Here is a 13,739-nt window from a genome sequence, read left to right on the forward strand (position 1 = left end):
CTCGTCAGGACGCATGAGACTGAACTGACTGGTACGTGCAAAAAATTTGGAATGGCCCGGAATCGGAACACCCGGGCACCTCGGCTCGTTGTCACGACGTGAGCACGACACCACCTGTCCTTGCCGCAGAGCTGGCGCAGGCGTGGGCCGATATTCAGCGGTACCACCCCGAGCTGCCTGACCTTGCCGCGCCCGAGTCCCTGATCGGAGAGTCCTCGTCCGCCTGTGGCGCCGAGCTCTCCTTCGAGCGACTGCTGCACGAGGCAGTCCACGGCATCGCCGCCGCCCGCGGTGTCCGTGACACCTCGCGCGCCGGCCGCTACCACAACCGCAGATTCCTCGCGATCGCCGAGGAGATGGGGCTGGACCACTCCGAAGAGCCGCACGCCAGCAGCGGCTTCTCGCTGGTCACGCTCAATCCCGAGGCGAAGCGGCGCTACCGGCCCACCATCGAGCGCCTTCAGCGCGCGCTGAAGGCGCACACGGCCGCCACGGCGGCCGACACCAAGCGCAGCTTCCGCGGGCCGGCGGCCCGGCACGGCTCCTCCGGCGGTGGTGTGCGCGTCAAGGCGGTCTGCGACTGCGGGCGCAACGTACGGGTGGTCCCCTCCGTGCTGGCCCAGGCACCGATCGTGTGCGGTGGCTGTATGAAGCCCTTCCGCATCCCCGACGTGGCCATCGCGGCGGCCTCCTGACCGCCGTCCCCGTCGCCGCCGGGGCCACCGCCCCACGGCGCACCGGCCGCCGGGCCCTCGCCCCCACCGGGGCGGCCGCCCGCGGCGCACGCGCGGGAACGGGCACGGGCCACCGCCCGGAACCGGTCCTGCCCGCCCGGCGGAGCGCGCCGCAGGCGTATGGCACAATGGCTAGCTGTACTCGACAGTCGCATAGGACCCCTCTCTCCTCCGGCTGACGCGTCCATCGGGCACCCGAGTACCGCAACCCCACGTGGCATCTCATGTGCCCAACCACGTCAAGTTCAGGAGACACCACTCCAGTGGCAGTCAAGATCAAGCTCAAGCGCCTCGGCAAGATTCGCCAGCCGCACTACCGCATCGTCGTCGCCGACGCCCGCACCCGCCGGGATGGTCGCGCGATCGAGGAGATCGGTATCTACCACCCGACCTACAACCCGTCGCGCATCGAGGTCAACGCCGAGCGTGCGCAGTACTGGCTGTCCGTCGGCGCCCAGCCCACCGAGGCTGTGCTCGCCATCCTGAAGCTGACCGGTGACTGGCAGGCCCACAAGGGCCTCCCCGCCCCCGCGCCGCTCCTGCAGCCGGAGACGAAGGAGAGCAAGCGTCGCTCCTTCGACGAGTTCGCCAAGGCCCTCGAGGGCATCGGCGAGGGCAAGGGCGAAGCCATCACGCAGAAGGCCAAGAAGGCCGACAAGAAGGCGGACGAGGCTGAGGCCGCCGCCGAGTCGACCGAGGCCTGATCATGCTCGAGGAGGCTCTTGAGCACCTCGTGAAGGGCATTGTGGACAACCCCGACGACGTGCAGGTCGCCTCGCGCAACCTGCGCCGCGGGCAGGTGCTCGAGGTCCGGGTTCACCCCGACGACCTCGGCAAGGTGATCGGCCGCAACGGCCGCACCGCACGTGCTCTGCGTACCGTCGTGGGCGCCATCGGCGGCCGGGGGATCCGCGTCGACCTTGTCGACGTGGACCAGGTCCGCTGAGCAGTTGAATCACCGGCACGGGCCGGGGAGGGCGTAGGCAGCCCGCCCCGGCCCGTGTCGTTTCTGCCCCCGGGCAGGATCGACCATTGATGTGAGCAACCACGCCGCAGTACACGCCGCAGTAAGGGAAGAGCACAGTGGAGTTGGTAGTCGCGCGGATCGGCCGCGCCCACGGCATCAAGGGTGAGGTCACCGTCGAGGTGCGCACCGACGAGCCGGAACTGCGGCTCAGTCCCGGCGCCGTGCTGGGGACGGAGCCCGCGACGGTCGGACCGCTGACGATCGAGACCGGCCGCGTGCACAGCGGGCGGCTGCTGCTCCGCTTCGAGGGCGTCAAGGACCGCACCGGCGCCGAGGCGCTGCGCAACACCCTCCTGATCGCCGAGGTGGACCCGGCGGAGCTGCCGGAGGAGCCCGACGAGTACTACGACCACCAGCTGATGGACCTGGACGTGGTGCTGGAGGACGGCACCGAGATCGGCCGGATCACCGAGATCTCCCACCTGCCCTCGCAGGACCTCTTCATCGTCGAGCGGCCGGACGGCTCCGAGGTGATGATCCCCTTCGTGGAGGAGATCGTCGCCGAGATCGACCTGGAAGAGCAGCGGTGTGTCATCACCCCGCCGCCCGGGCTGATCGACGAGCGCGACGCGGTCGTCGTCTCGGCCCGTGACGAGGAAGCGGCGGAAGCGGCGGATTCGGCGGACGCGGCGGATTCGGCGGACTCCGGGGACAAGGCCTGATGCGACTCGACGTCGTCACGATCTTCCCCGAGTACCTGGAGCCGCTGAACGTCTCGCTCGTCGGCAAGGCACGCGCCCGCGGGCAGCTCGACGTACACGTGCACGACCTTCGGGACTGGACGTACGACCGGCACAACACGGTCGACGACACCCCGTACGGCGGGGGCCCCGGCATGGTCATGAAGACCGAGCCGTGGGGTGAGGCGCTGGACTCCGCGCTGGCCGACGGCTACGAGGCGGGCGCGCACGGGCCCGTCATGGTCGTCCCCACGCCCAGCGGCCGGCCGTTCACCCAGGAACTGGCCGTCGAACTCTCCGAGCGGCCCTGGCTGATCTTCACCCCGGCCCGGTACGAGGGCATCGACCGCCGGGTCATGGACGAGTACGCCACGCGCCTGCCGGTCTACGAGGTCTCCATCGGCGACTACGTCCTGGCGGGTGGCGAGGCCGCCGTCCTGGTGGTCACCGAAGCCGTGGCCCGGCTGCTGCCCGGAGTGCTCGGCAACGCCGAATCGCACCGCGACGACTCGTTCGCACCGGGCGAGATGGCGAACCTGCTGGAGGGGCCCGTCTACACCAAGCCCCCCGTGTGGCGCGGCCGGGACATCCCCGAGGTGCTGCTCAGCGGGCACCACGGAAAGATCGCCCGGTGGCGCCGGGACGAGGCCTTCCGCCGGACCGCGCAGAACCGCCCCGACCTGATCGAGCGCTGCGAGGCGGCCGGCTTCGACAAGAAGGACCGGGAGACCCTCTCCGTCCTGGGCTGGCAGCCGTCCGCCGACGGCCGATTTTGGCGCAGGCCGCAGGCCGTGGAAGAATAGGCGGCTGCTGTGTGCTCGCGGGCGCCCCTGCCACAGGGGGACCGTCGTCCGCCGGGACCCACGGCTCCCGAATTCTCTACGGAAACCCGCACTGGCGACCTGTGGCGTCATGCGAAGAAAGCAGACGAAGAACATGTCTCACCTGCTCGATGGCGTCAACGCCGCCGCGCTCCGCTCGGACGTCCCGGCCTTCCGCCCGGGTGACACGATCAACGTGCACGTCCGCGTGATCGAGGGCAACCGCTCCCGCATCCAGCAGTTCAAGGGCGTAGTCATCCGCCGCCAGGGCGCCGGTGTCTCCGAGACCTTCACCGTGCGCAAGGTCTCCTTCAGCGTCGGCGTGGAGCGTACCTTCCCGGTCCACTCCCCGATCTTCGAGAAGATCGAGCTCGTCACCCGCGGTGACGTTCGCCGCGCCAAGCTGTACTACCTCCGTGAGCTCCGCGGCAAGGCCGCGAAGATCAAGGAGAAGCGCGACCGCTGAGGTCACACCCGGAGTCCGGGGGCGGCCGGATAGGCTCGCCCCCGATGGACACCGAAGCACCTCACACGCAGCGCGGCCACTCTTCCCCCGTCGAGGGGGACGAGCGGCCGCGTTTTGCGTTCTCCCGGGCCGGGCGGACCGCCGGCGGGCGTCCCCTGACGTGGCGCCGCGCCGGAGTGCTCGGTGTGGTCGGCACCGTGTTCCTGCTGCTGCTCAGCAATTTCGTGATCCAGCCCTTCCTGATCCCCAGCCGCTCGATGGAGCCGACGCTCCAGGTCGGGGACCGGGTACTGGTCAACAAGCTGGCGTACCGCTTCGGCGAGCAGCCGCGCCGCGGGGACCTGGTGGTCTTCGACGGCACGGGCTCCTTCGTACCGGAACGCCCCGACGGCAATCCGGTCGGCACGGTGCTGCACGGCGCGGCCTCGGCGCTCGGGCTGGCGGAGCCGTCCGACACCGATTTCGTGAAGCGGGTCGTGGGCGTGGGCGGTGACGACGTGGTGTGCTGCGACACCGGCGGGCGGGTGGCGGTCAACGGCGTGCCGCTGGAGGAGCCGTACCTGTACCCCGGTGACGCCCCCTCGGCGGTGCCCTTCCGGATCGTCGTACCGCTTGGGACCCTGTGGGTCATGGGCGATCATCGTTCCCAGTCCCGGGACTCACGGGACCACCTGGGGGAGCCGGGCGGGGGGATGGTGCCGGTGGAGAAGGTGATCGGGCGGGCCGACTGGATCGGCTGGCCGCTCTCGCGCTGGGATTCCGCCGGCGGTGGTCATGGGTAGCCGCGGGCGGCCGAAGGGCGGACGGGACTGGGACTTCGAGCCGGAGCCGGAGCCCGAGCCCGAGCCGGAGCCCGCCCCGGCGCCGGTGGTGGGGGGCGGCCGGGTGGAGGGCGGCCGGGCCGAACGGCGCCGGACGGCCCGCAAGGTGCGGCGGCGGCGCCGCACGCGCCGGGCCGGCGAGCTGCCGCTGCTGGTGGTCGTGGCGCTGTGCATAGCCCTGCTCCTCAAGACCTTCCTGGTGCAGGCCTTCTTCATCCCGTCGGGCTCGATGGAGCAGACCATCCGGATCGGCGACCGGGTCCTCGTGGACAAGCTGACCCCGTGGTTCGGCTCCAGGATCGAGCGCGGCGACATCGTCGTGTTCAAGGACCCCGGCGGCTGGCTGAAGGGCGAGGCGGCCCGGCCGGCCCCGGACCCGGTCGGGATCAAGCAGATCAAGCAGACGCTGACCTTCATCGGCCTGCTGCCCTCCGCCGACGAGCAGGACCTGATCAAGCGGGTCATCGGCGTCGGCGGGGACACCGTCAAGTGCTGCGACGGCAGGGGCCGGGTCACCGTCAACGGCTCGCCGCTCGATGAGCCGTACGTGAACCCGGGCAACGCCCCTTCGGACATCCCGTTCGAGGTACAGGTGCCGGAGGGCCGGCTCTTCGTGATGGGTGATCACCGCGCGAACTCGGCCGATTCCCGCTTCCACCTCGACGAGGGCTTCCAGGGCACGATCGCCGAGAGCGGGGTCGTGGGGGAGGCCGTCGTGATCGCCTGGCCCTTCGGGCACTGGACCCGGCTGGAGCAGCCCGCGACCTTCCGCATGGTGCCCGATCAGGCACGGCGCGAGGGACGTGGGCGTCGACGGCGCCGTCGGGGCGTGCCGTTCGCATAGTGTGTCCTCGGTCTCCCGCGCCTTAGGGAACTCCCGCTCGTTAAGGGAGGGGAGGGCCCCTGCCGGATTCGGCGCGGGCGGCAATCGCGAGTGAGGAGTGGATGTGGGGGACGTGGCGGTAGGCGCACGGTCCGGACGCGACGAGGGCGAGGAGCGTCCGGACGACGACGCCGTCGAGCGAGAGGCCGGGGAGGACGGCGCTGCCCAGGAGAAGGCGCACCGTTCCTTCTGGAAGGAGCTCCCGCTCCTCATCGGTATCGCCCTGCTGCTGGCCCTGCTGATCAAGACCTTCCTGGTCCAGGCGTTCTCGATCCCGTCCGACTCGATGCAGAACACCCTGCAGCGGGGCGACCGGGTGCTGGTGGACAAGCTGACCCCGTGGTTCGGCTCCGAGCCGGAGCGCGGCGAGGTCGTCGTCTTCCACGACCCCGCGAACTGGCTGTCCGGGGAGCCCACCCCCGAGCCGAACCTCTTCCAGACGGTGCTCAGCAAGATCGGCCTGATGCCGGACGCCGCCGAGAAGGACCTGATCAAGCGGACCATCGCCATCGGCGGGGACACGGTCGAGTGCAAGAAGGGGGGACCGGTCGTCGTCAACGGCAAGGCGCTGGACGAGCCGTACATCTACCCCGGCAACACCCCGTGTGACGACGCCCCGTTCGGCCCGATCACCGTGCCCAAGGGCAAGATCTGGGTGATGGGCGACCACCGGCAGAACTCCCAGGACTCCCGCTACCACATGCAGGACTCCACCCAGGGCTTCGTACCGGTCGACAAGGTCGTCGGACGCGCCGTCGTGGTCGCGTGGCCGCTCACCCGCTGGTCCACCCTGCCCGTCCCGGAGACCTTCGACCAGCCGGGCATCGGCAACCAGGCCGCGGCCACCGCGCTCGGCCTCGGGGCCGCCGGGCTGGCTCCGGTCGGGCTCGGCCCGGCCGCTGTGGGACTCGTGGGAGCGGTCCCGCTCGTCATGTGGCGCAGGCGGAAGCTGACCAGCGGCCGTACCGACGGGTAGGGTGCCGCCCAGGTCGACGATCCCGAAGTGTGTGGGGGCGCTGGAATGGGCGGAACAGAAGCGATACGCAGTGGCAAGGATGGCCGCGGCGGTCTCGGCAACGTGCTGTCGGGACTCGCCGTGGCCATCGGCTTTGCGCTCTTCCTCGGCGGCTTCGTGTGGGGGGCGGTCCTGTACCGGCCCTACACGGTGCCCACCGACTCGATGATGCCCACGGTGCGGCCCGGGGACCGGGTGCTGGCGCAGCGCATCGACGGCGGTGAGGTGCGCCGCGGGGACGTGGTCATCTTTACTGATTCCATGTGGAGCGATTCGCCCATGGTCAAGCGGGTCGTCGGCATCGGCGGCGACACCGTGAAGTGCTGCGGCGCGGCCGGCGAGCTGACGGTGAACGGCACCCCGCTCGACGAGCCCTACGCCGACACCACCAGGCCCGACACGGGCCTGGCCATGCCGCCCGGACAGACCGCGCCCTCGGGGACCCCCTTCGAGGTGACCGTCCCCGAGGGCAACCTCTTCCTGCTGGGCGACCGGCGGGCCGCCTCCCTGGACTCCCGCGCGCACCTCCAGGAGGCCGGGCAGGGGACCGTGCCCCGGTCGGCCGTCAGCGCCCGTGTCGACGCCCTGGCCTGGCCCTCCATGACGATGCTGGAGCGGCCGGTCACCTACGCCGCCCTGCCCGGCGGGACCTCCCGGCCCGGGCCGCTGCGGCTCCAGCTGGTGGCGGTGCTCGCCGGGGCCGCCCTGGTGGTGCTGGGGGCCGCGTACGGGCCGGTCGTACGGGTCCTGGGGCGCGGGCGGCGGCGGGAGCGGGCCGGTGGCCGCTGACCCGGCCGGGGAGCCCGGCCACCGGAGGGTGTCGCGGGTGATCCTGCTGGACCCGGCGGACCGGATCCTGTTGCTGCACGGCTTCGAACCGGCCGACCCCTCGGACGACTGGTGGTTCACCCCCGGCGGCGGGCTGGAGGGGGCGGAGAGCCGGGAGCAGGCCGCACTGCGCGAGCTGGCGGAGGAGACCGGGATCACCGAGGTGGAGCTGGGTCCGGTGCTGTGGCACCGGTACTGCTCCTTCCCCTTCGACGGGCGGCGCTGGCAGCAGGACGAGTGGTACTTCCTGGCCCGTACCACCCAGACGGCCACCGAGATGGGCGGCCTCACCGAGCTGGAGCGGCGCAGCGTCACCGGAGCGAGGTGGTGGACCTCCGAGGAACTTCTCGCGGCACATGAGACGGTGTACCCGACCAGACTCGCCGAGCTGCTCCGTACGCTGCTCGACGACGGCCCTCCGGGTGAGCCGGTGGTCCTGGCCCCGGAAATCGTTTAGGGGCACATGGGCCTGGCGCACAATAGGGGGACGCACGGCTGAAGGGGAACATGCCATGAGTGCCGAGGACCTCGAAAAGTACGAGACCGAGATGGAGCTGAAGCTCTATCGGGAGTACCGCGACGTCGTCGGGCTGTTCAAGTACGTGATCGAGACGGAACGCCGTTTCTACCTCACGAACGACTACGAGATGCAGGTGCATTCGGTTCAGGGGGAGGTGTTCTTCGAGGTCTCGATGGCCGACGCGTGGGTCTGGGACATGTACCGGCCGGCCCGCTTCGTGAAGCAGGTGCGGGTGCTGACCTTCAAGGACGTGAACATCGAGGAGCTCAACAAGAGCGATCTCGAACTGCCCGGCAGCTGAGCCGCCTCACCCGCAAGGGTGAGGCGGTTGTCCACAACGGCCGGATTGTCCACCAAGATCCACAAGGTGGGCGGGGGCGCGGGACCGTCGGTACCGGAGGTGGTGCCGGATGAACGCGAAGGGCGTGGCACAGCAGGCATTGGGGCGGTACGGCGAGGAGCTCGCGGCACGGCGGCTCACCGAGGCCGGGATGACCGTGATCGCGCGGAACTGGCGGTGCCGCGGCGGGGAGATCGACATCGTCGCCCGGGACGGGGACGCCCTCGTCGTGTGCGAGGTCAAGACCCGCCGGGCGGCTGAGTTCGAGCACCCCATGGCCGCCGTACGGACCGCCAAGGTCGAGCGGCTGCGCGGCCTCGCCGGGCGCTGGCTCGCCGACCACGGCGGGCCACCCCCGGGCGGAGTGCGCATCGACCTCGTCGGGGTGCTGCTGCCGCGGCGCGGAGCACCCCTCGTGGAACACGTCAGGGGGGTGGCCTGATGGGGTTCGCGCGCGCCTGCTCGGTGGCCCTGGTCGGCGTCGACGGCGTGGTGGTCGAGGTACAGGCCGATCTGGAGCCCGGGGTGGCGGCCTTCACCCTGGTGGGGCTGCCGGACAAGACCCTGGTCGAGAGCCGGGATCGGGTGCGGGCGGCCGTGGTCAACTCAGGTGCGGCCTGGCCGCAGAAGAAGCTCACGGTCGGGCTGAGCCCGGCCTCCGTACCGAAATCCGGCGCGGGATTCGACCTGGCCGTCGCGGCGGCGGTGCTCGGGGCCGCCGAGGTGGTCGACCCGGGCGCGATCGCCGACCTCGTCCTCATCGGGGAGCTGGGGCTGGACGGCCGGGTGCGTCCGGTCCGCGGGATCCTGCCCGCGGTCCTCGCCGCGGCGGAGGCCGGCTACCGGCAGGTGGTCGTGCCCCAGCAGTGCGCGGCCGAGGCCGCGCTCGTCCCCGACGTCTCGGTGCTCGGCGTCCGCAGCCTGCGCCAGCTGATCGCGGTCCTGACCGGCGGGGAGGTACCCGAGGAGGAGCCGTGCGAGCCGCCGGGCCGGCCCGACCCGATACTGGCCGGACTGCTCGTCCCGGGGGCGGGACTCGGTACGGGACTCGCCCGCGGCCGCCCCGACCGGGAGGACGGCGCCGACTTCCCCGAGCTCGCGGACGTGGCCGGGCAGCACACGGCGCGCCGCGCCCTGGAGGTGGCGGCCGCCGGAGGGCACCACCTCTTCCTCAGCGGGCCGCCCGGAGCGGGCAAGACCATGCTGGCCGAGCGGCTGCCCTGGCTGCTGCCGCCGCTCACCCGTCAGGACTCCTTGGAGGTCACGGCCGTCCACTCGGTCGCGGGAATCCTCCCGCCCGGCGAACCGCTCGTCGCGAGGCCGCCCTACTGCGCACCGCACCACTCGGCGACCATGCAGTCCCTGGTGGGCGGCGGGTCCGGGATCCCGAGGCCCGGGGCGGTCTCCCTGGCACACCGGGGCGTGCTCTTCCTGGACGAGGCAGCGGAGTTCCACAGCCGGGCGCTGGACGCGCTAAGGCAGCCCCTGGAGTCGGGGCACGTGGTCATCGCCCGCGCCGCCGGAGTGGTAAGGCTGCCGGCCAGGTTCCTGATGGTGCTCGCCGCGAACCCGTGCCCGTGCGGGCGTCACACCCTGCACGGAGCCGGGTGCGAATGCCCGCCCTCGGTGATCCGGCGTTACCAGGCCCGGCTGTCCGGGCCGTTGCTCGACCGGGTGGACCTGCGGGTGGAGGTCGAGCCCGTGACCCGCTGCGACCTGCTGGGGCAGGGCGGGCGCGGGGAGTCCACCGCGGTGGTCGCGGGCCGGGTGCGGGAGGCCCGGGAGCGCGCCGCGGCCCGGCTCGCCGGTTCGCCGTGGCGGCTCAACTCCGAAGTGCCCGGGCAGGAACTGCGCACCCGCTGGCGGGCGGGACCGGGGGCACTGGCCTGCGCCGAGCACGATCTGGAACGGGGACTGCTCACCGCGCGCGGGCTGGACCGGGTGCTGCGGGTCGCCTGGACCGTCGCCGACCTGCGGGGGCGGGACCGGCCCGAGGCGCTGGACGTGGCCGTGGCGCTGGAGCTGCGGACCGGGATCGCCCGCGGAGCGATGGCGGTGGCGGGGGCCGGGACATGACCGGCGCCGGGGAGGGGGAACTCCTGGCGCGGGCGGCGCTCACCCGGGTGCTCGAGCCCGGGGACGCGCACGGAGGGCGGTGGCTGCGGGAGTTCGGGGCCGTGGGGCTGATAGGGCTGCTGACCGCCCCGGGGGCGGAGCCGGACACGCCGTCCGGGGTGGGGCCGGAGCGGCTCGCCGGGTACCGCAGAAGGGCGGCGCTGGCCGACCCCGAGCGTGACCTCGCGCTGGCCGCGGAGTCGGGCGGCCGGTTCGTGTTCCCCGGGTCGGCGGAGTGGCCGACCCAGCTCGACGACCTCGGCGACGAACGGCCCGTCGGGCTGTGGCTGCGGGGCCGTCCCAACCTCCGTACCTGGGCACTGCGTTCGGTCTCCGTGGTCGGGGCCCGCGCCTGCACCCCGTACGGCGCGCACATGGCCCAGACCCTGGCCGCCGGACTCGCCGAGCGGGGCTGGGTCGTGGTGTCCGGCGCCGCGTTCGGCATCGACGGCGCCGCCCACCGGGGCGCCCTCGCCTCCGGTGGCGCGACCGCGGCGGTGCTGGCCTGCGGAGTGGACGTGGCCTATCCGCGGGGACACGCCGGGCTGCTCGCCCGGATCGCCGGGCAGGGGCTGATCCTCGGAGAGCTGCCACCGGGCAGCCACCCGACCCCCAGCCGCTTCGTCCTGCGCAACCGGGTCATCGCCGCCCTCACCCGGGGCACGGTCGTCGTGGAGGCGGCGCACCGCAGCGGATCCCTGGTCACGGCCCGGCGGGCGCAGGGCCTCGGGCGGTTCACGATGGGTGTCCCCGGGCCCGCCACCAGCGGACTCTCCGCCGGGGTGCACGAGCTGCTGCGGGGCGAGGGCGCGCTCGTCACCGACGCGGCCGAGGTGGTGGAGCTGGTCGGAGCCATGGGCGAGCTGGCTCCCGAGCGGCGCGGACCGGTGCTCGCCCGGGACCTGCTGGACCGGGACACCGCCCGCGTGCTCGAAGCGCTCCCGGCCGGCCGGCCGGCGGACGTGGCCGAGCTGGCACTTGCCTCCGGCACCGGCGCCGATGAAGTCATCGGCAGACTGTACGAACTTCACTCTCTGGGGTTCGTCGAACGGCAGGGCGACGGCTGGCAGTTGAGCAGACAAACGGCTGGAGGAGGCACACAAACCGGCGCCGCCCGGCGAGGCGGTCGTTGACCTGGGGTGTTCCGGTGAAAGAGTGAAAGCGATGAGAGACGCGGTCTTCCCGGTGGCGGTCGCCGGGACCGAGCGCCAGGCGCCGGTCCCGGGTCGTCCGCGCGAGTCGGGGCGCCGATGGGCCCCCGCGCCATCCCGTACTCTTCGCGCACCGCGACAATCTCGTCACGCTACGCTCCCAAGGAATCCGGCTCCGGCAAAGGCGAAGCATGCCCCAGCACACCTCAGGGTCCGACCGCGCTGCGGTGCCCCCCGCTGCCCGCGGCGGCGTGCGGTCCACCGCGCCCTCGTCCCTGGAGGTGCTGTGGCGCTCGTACAAGGAATCGGGTGACGAGCGGCTGCGGGAGCAGCTGATCCTGCACTACTCGCCCCTGGTCAAGTACGTCGCCGGCCGCGTCAGCGTCGGCCTGCCGCCCAATGTGGAGCAGGCCGACTTCGTCTCCTCCGGGGTCTTCGGGCTGATCGACGCCATCGAGAAGTTCGACATCGACCGGTCGATCAAGTTCGAGACCTACGCGATCACCCGGATCCGCGGCGCGATGATCGACGAGCTGCGGGCGCTGGACTGGATCCCCCGCTCGGTCCGGCAGAAGGCCCGCGCCGTGGAGCGGGCCTACGCCACGCTGGAGGCCCAGCTGCGGCGCACTCCGACGGAGAGCGAGGTCGCCGGCGAGATGGGGATCGGGGTGGAGGATCTCCACACCGTCTTCAGCCAGTTGTCGCTGGCCAACGTGGTCGCCCTGGAGGAGCTGCTGCACGTCGGCGGGGAGGGCGGCGACCGCCTCTCGCTGATGGACACCCTGGAGGACACCGCCGCCGACAACCCGGTGGCGGTCGCCGAGGACCGCGAGCTGCGGCGCCTGCTGGCCCGGGCCATCAACACCCTGCCCGAGCGGGAGAAGACCGTGGTGACCCTCTACTACTACGAGGGCCTCACGCTGGCCGAGATTGGCAACGTCCTGGGCGTCACCGAGAGCCGGGTCAGCCAGATCCACACCAAGTCCGTGCTGCAACTGCGCGCGAAGTTGGCGGATGTGGGGAGGTGAGCTTGCGGTACCTCCGTAGAGTGGACGTGTGCCCAGGATTCGAGCGGCCTCCGTGGCCGAGCACCGGTCGATGCAGCGCGGCGCCCTCTTGGACGCCGCGCGTTCCCTGCTGTCCGAAGGCGGGACGGAGGCGCTGACCTTCCCCGCCCTCGCGGAGCGGACCGGGCTCGCCCGGTCCTCCGTGTACGAGTACTTCCGCTCCCGCGCCGCCGTGGTCGAAGAGCTGTGCGCAGTGGACTTCCCCGTGTGGGCCGCCGAGATCGAGGCGGCGATGGAGCAGGCGCAGTCGCCGGAGGCGAAGATCGAGGCGTACGTGCGCAGCCAGTTGGGGCTGGTGGGTGACCGGCGCCACCGCGCGGTGGTGGCCATCTCGGCGAGCGAGCTCGACGCGGGCGCGCGGGAGAAGATCCGTGCGGCCCACGGTGGGCTGGTGGCGATGATCGTCGAGGCGCTGAGCAGCCTGGGGCAGACGGAGCCGAGGCTCGCCGCGATGCTGTTGCAAGGGGTCGTGGACGCGGCCGTGCGGAGGATCGAGCTCGGCGCGGCGGAGGATCCCGTCGTCGTGACGGAGGCTGCCGTCAACATGGCCCTGCGGGGCGTCCGGGGCTGAGGCCCCCGGGGCTCCGCCCCGAAACACGCCTCAGCCGTCGGCCGGGTGGGGGTCGGCAGGCAGCAGCCGGGGTGTCGGGCGCGGGAGCAGGCCGAGCGGGTTGAGGTACACCTCGCCCGCCAGCAGACCCCAGTGCAGGCACGGCCCCGGGCAGTGCGAGCCGTCCGTCAGGACCGCCACCACCTGGCCCGCCCTGACCTGCTCGCCCTCCGCGACCAGGGGCCGGACCGGCTCGTAGGTCGTCCGCAGCCCGTTCGGCAGGGCGAGCGAGAGCACCCCGCGGCCGGCGACGGGGCCGGCGTGGTGGACCCGGCCGGCCGCGACCGCCCGGATCTCCGCGCCCACCGGGGCGGACAGGTCCACCCCGCGGTGGCCGGCCGCGTACGGGGTCGGCGGCGGGTCCCACCAGCGGGCCACCGCCAGCGGCGCGGGCAGCGGGCGGATCCCGGGAAGGGCCGACTGGGCCAGGGCCAGGAGCAGGCTGAGCAGCAAGGTCGTCATGGACCACAGCGTCCCGCGCCCGTCCGGACCCGTGCCCCGGCCTGTGGACGGCCGGGGCGCTGTGGACAACGGCGTCACCCGGCATACCGGCGGGTCCCGTACACTTCTTGTGGCGATCCGGGTCACCGGGTCGACTTCGCACGCCCCGGCGCCAGGCTTATACAGCCAGGTGACAGCGTCTCTCGGTCCCTCATGGGGG

The 13,739-nt window shown here is 72.3% G+C and carries 18 protein-coding genes; 17 read left to right on the forward strand and 1 reads right to left on the reverse strand.

Annotation, left to right across the window (positions count from 1 at the left end; all coding sequences use genetic code 11):
• Nucleotides 1-98: 98 nt before the first annotated feature.
• The 17 genes from ACGFZK_RS22995 to ACGFZK_RS23075 all read left to right on the forward strand — a co-directional run bounded on the left by ACGFZK_RS22995 (nucleotide 99) and on the right by ACGFZK_RS23075 (nucleotide 13,039).
• Entirely contained in the window at nucleotides 99-695 is a 597-nt protein-coding gene (locus ACGFZK_RS22995; protein WP_030012572.1) for a hypothetical protein, read from the forward strand.
• 302 nt (nucleotides 696-997) lie between these two features.
• Entirely contained in the window at nucleotides 998-1,438 is a 441-nt protein-coding gene (rpsP, locus tag ACGFZK_RS23000) for a 30S ribosomal protein S16 (RefSeq protein WP_030386406.1), read from the forward strand.
• A gap of 2 nt (nucleotides 1,439-1,440) precedes the next feature.
• A complete protein-coding gene (locus ACGFZK_RS23005) occupies nucleotides 1,441-1,680 on the forward strand; it encodes an RNA-binding protein (protein WP_007266827.1) in 240 nt (79 codons plus the stop codon).
• A 137-nt stretch (nucleotides 1,681-1,817) separates the two neighbouring features.
• Nucleotides 1,818-2,423: a ribosome maturation factor RimM gene (gene rimM / locus ACGFZK_RS23010; RefSeq protein WP_393850728.1), complete on the forward strand. Its 606-nt coding sequence runs from the start codon at nucleotides 1,818-1,820 to the stop codon at nucleotides 2,421-2,423.
• Nucleotides 2,423-3,244, forward strand: a complete 822-nt coding sequence (gene trmD / locus ACGFZK_RS23015; RefSeq protein ID WP_393850729.1) for a tRNA (guanosine(37)-N1)-methyltransferase TrmD — start codon at nucleotides 2,423-2,425, stop codon at nucleotides 3,242-3,244. Before rimM ends, trmD begins: the two co-directional genes overlap by 1 nt.
• A 133-nt stretch (nucleotides 3,245-3,377) precedes the next feature.
• Entirely contained in the window at nucleotides 3,378-3,728 is a 351-nt protein-coding gene (rplS, locus tag ACGFZK_RS23020) for a 50S ribosomal protein L19 (RefSeq protein ID WP_030386403.1), read from the forward strand.
• Nucleotides 3,729-3,772: 44 nt separating this feature from the next.
• The gene (gene lepB, locus ACGFZK_RS23025; protein WP_393850730.1) at nucleotides 3,773-4,510 is read left to right on the forward strand and encodes a signal peptidase I; all 738 of its coding nucleotides are present in this window, start codon (nucleotides 3,773-3,775) and stop codon (nucleotides 4,508-4,510) included.
• The gene (gene lepB, locus ACGFZK_RS23030) at nucleotides 4,503-5,393 is read left to right on the forward strand and encodes a signal peptidase I (RefSeq protein ID WP_393850814.1); all 891 of its coding nucleotides are present in this window, start codon (nucleotides 4,503-4,505) and stop codon (nucleotides 5,391-5,393) included. Before lepB (ACGFZK_RS23025) ends, lepB (ACGFZK_RS23030) begins: the two co-directional genes overlap by 8 nt.
• A 112-nt stretch (nucleotides 5,394-5,505) precedes the next feature.
• A complete protein-coding gene (lepB, locus tag ACGFZK_RS23035) occupies nucleotides 5,506-6,408 on the forward strand; it encodes a signal peptidase I (RefSeq protein ID WP_393850731.1) in 903 nt (300 codons plus the stop codon).
• 45 nt (nucleotides 6,409-6,453) lie between these two features.
• Nucleotides 6,454-7,236 carry a signal peptidase I gene (gene lepB, locus ACGFZK_RS23040; protein WP_393850732.1) on the forward strand — a complete coding sequence of 261 codons (783 nt, stop codon included), beginning with the start codon at nucleotides 6,454-6,456 and terminating at the stop codon, nucleotides 7,234-7,236.
• Nucleotides 7,226-7,732, forward strand: coding sequence for an NUDIX hydrolase (locus ACGFZK_RS23045; RefSeq protein ID WP_393850733.1), 507 nt, complete (start codon nucleotides 7,226-7,228; stop codon nucleotides 7,730-7,732). The genes lepB (ACGFZK_RS23040) and ACGFZK_RS23045 overlap by 11 nt, the downstream gene beginning before the upstream one ends.
• 55 nt (nucleotides 7,733-7,787) lie before the next feature.
• A complete protein-coding gene (locus ACGFZK_RS23050; protein ID WP_005311352.1) occupies nucleotides 7,788-8,096 on the forward strand; it encodes a DUF2469 domain-containing protein in 309 nt (102 codons plus the stop codon).
• A 109-nt stretch (nucleotides 8,097-8,205) separates the two neighbouring features.
• A complete protein-coding gene (locus ACGFZK_RS23055) occupies nucleotides 8,206-8,577 on the forward strand; it encodes a YraN family protein (protein ID WP_393850734.1) in 372 nt (123 codons plus the stop codon).
• The gene (locus tag ACGFZK_RS23060; RefSeq protein ID WP_393850735.1) at nucleotides 8,577-10,211 is read left to right on the forward strand and encodes a YifB family Mg chelatase-like AAA ATPase; all 1,635 of its coding nucleotides are present in this window, start codon (nucleotides 8,577-8,579) and stop codon (nucleotides 10,209-10,211) included. Before ACGFZK_RS23055 ends, ACGFZK_RS23060 begins: the two co-directional genes overlap by 1 nt.
• Complete coding sequence (dprA, locus tag ACGFZK_RS23065; protein WP_393850736.1) at nucleotides 10,208-11,383, forward strand: DNA-processing protein DprA; 1,176 nt, start codon at nucleotides 10,208-10,210, stop codon at nucleotides 11,381-11,383. The genes ACGFZK_RS23060 and dprA overlap by 4 nt, the downstream gene beginning before the upstream one ends.
• Before the next feature lie 209 nt (nucleotides 11,384-11,592).
• Complete coding sequence (gene whiG, locus ACGFZK_RS23070) at nucleotides 11,593-12,429, forward strand: RNA polymerase sigma factor WhiG (protein WP_030386395.1); 837 nt, start codon at nucleotides 11,593-11,595, stop codon at nucleotides 12,427-12,429.
• A gap of 52 nt (nucleotides 12,430-12,481) precedes the next feature.
• Nucleotides 12,482-13,039, forward strand: coding sequence for a TetR/AcrR family transcriptional regulator (locus tag ACGFZK_RS23075; protein WP_393850815.1), 558 nt, complete (start codon nucleotides 12,482-12,484; stop codon nucleotides 13,037-13,039).
• Between the two features lie 30 nt (nucleotides 13,040-13,069).
• Here the strand turns inward: ACGFZK_RS23075 and ACGFZK_RS23080 are convergent, their stop codons facing one another.
• A complete protein-coding gene (locus ACGFZK_RS23080; protein ID WP_393850737.1) occupies nucleotides 13,070-13,540 on the reverse strand; it encodes a M23 family metallopeptidase in 471 nt (156 codons plus the stop codon).
• Between the last annotated feature and the right edge of the window lie 199 nt (nucleotides 13,541-13,739).

It is taken from the genome of Streptomyces sp. NPDC048257 (assembly GCF_043201855.1).
Classification (GTDB): domain Bacteria; phylum Actinomycetota; class Actinomycetes; order Streptomycetales; family Streptomycetaceae; genus Streptomyces.

Coding starts and splice junctions, on each gene's coding strand:
- ACGFZK_RS23005 (WP_007266827.1), top strand. CDS start 1,441: ATGCTCGAGGAGGCTCTTGAGCACCTCGTGAAGGGCATTGTGGACAAC.
- trmD (WP_393850729.1), top strand. CDS start 2,423: ATGCGACTCGACGTCGTCACGATCTTCCCCGAGTACCTGGAGCCGCTG.
- rplS (WP_030386403.1), top strand. CDS start 3,378: ATGTCTCACCTGCTCGATGGCGTCAACGCCGCCGCGCTCCGCTCGGAC.
- lepB (WP_393850730.1), top strand. CDS start 3,773: ATGGACACCGAAGCACCTCACACGCAGCGCGGCCACTCTTCCCCCGTC.
- lepB (WP_393850814.1), top strand. CDS start 4,503: ATGGGTAGCCGCGGGCGGCCGAAGGGCGGACGGGACTGGGACTTCGAG.
- lepB (WP_393850732.1), top strand. CDS start 6,454: ATGGGCGGAACAGAAGCGATACGCAGTGGCAAGGATGGCCGCGGCGGT.
- ACGFZK_RS23050 (WP_005311352.1), top strand. CDS start 7,788: ATGAGTGCCGAGGACCTCGAAAAGTACGAGACCGAGATGGAGCTGAAG.
- ACGFZK_RS23055 (WP_393850734.1), top strand. CDS start 8,206: ATGAACGCGAAGGGCGTGGCACAGCAGGCATTGGGGCGGTACGGCGAG.
- ACGFZK_RS23060 (WP_393850735.1), top strand. CDS start 8,577: ATGGGGTTCGCGCGCGCCTGCTCGGTGGCCCTGGTCGGCGTCGACGGC.
- dprA (WP_393850736.1), top strand. CDS start 10,208: ATGACCGGCGCCGGGGAGGGGGAACTCCTGGCGCGGGCGGCGCTCACC.
- whiG (WP_030386395.1), top strand. CDS start 11,593: ATGCCCCAGCACACCTCAGGGTCCGACCGCGCTGCGGTGCCCCCCGCT.
- ACGFZK_RS23080 (WP_393850737.1), bottom strand. CDS start 13,540: ATGACGACCTTGCTGCTCAGCCTGCTCCTGGCCCTGGCCCAGTCGGCC.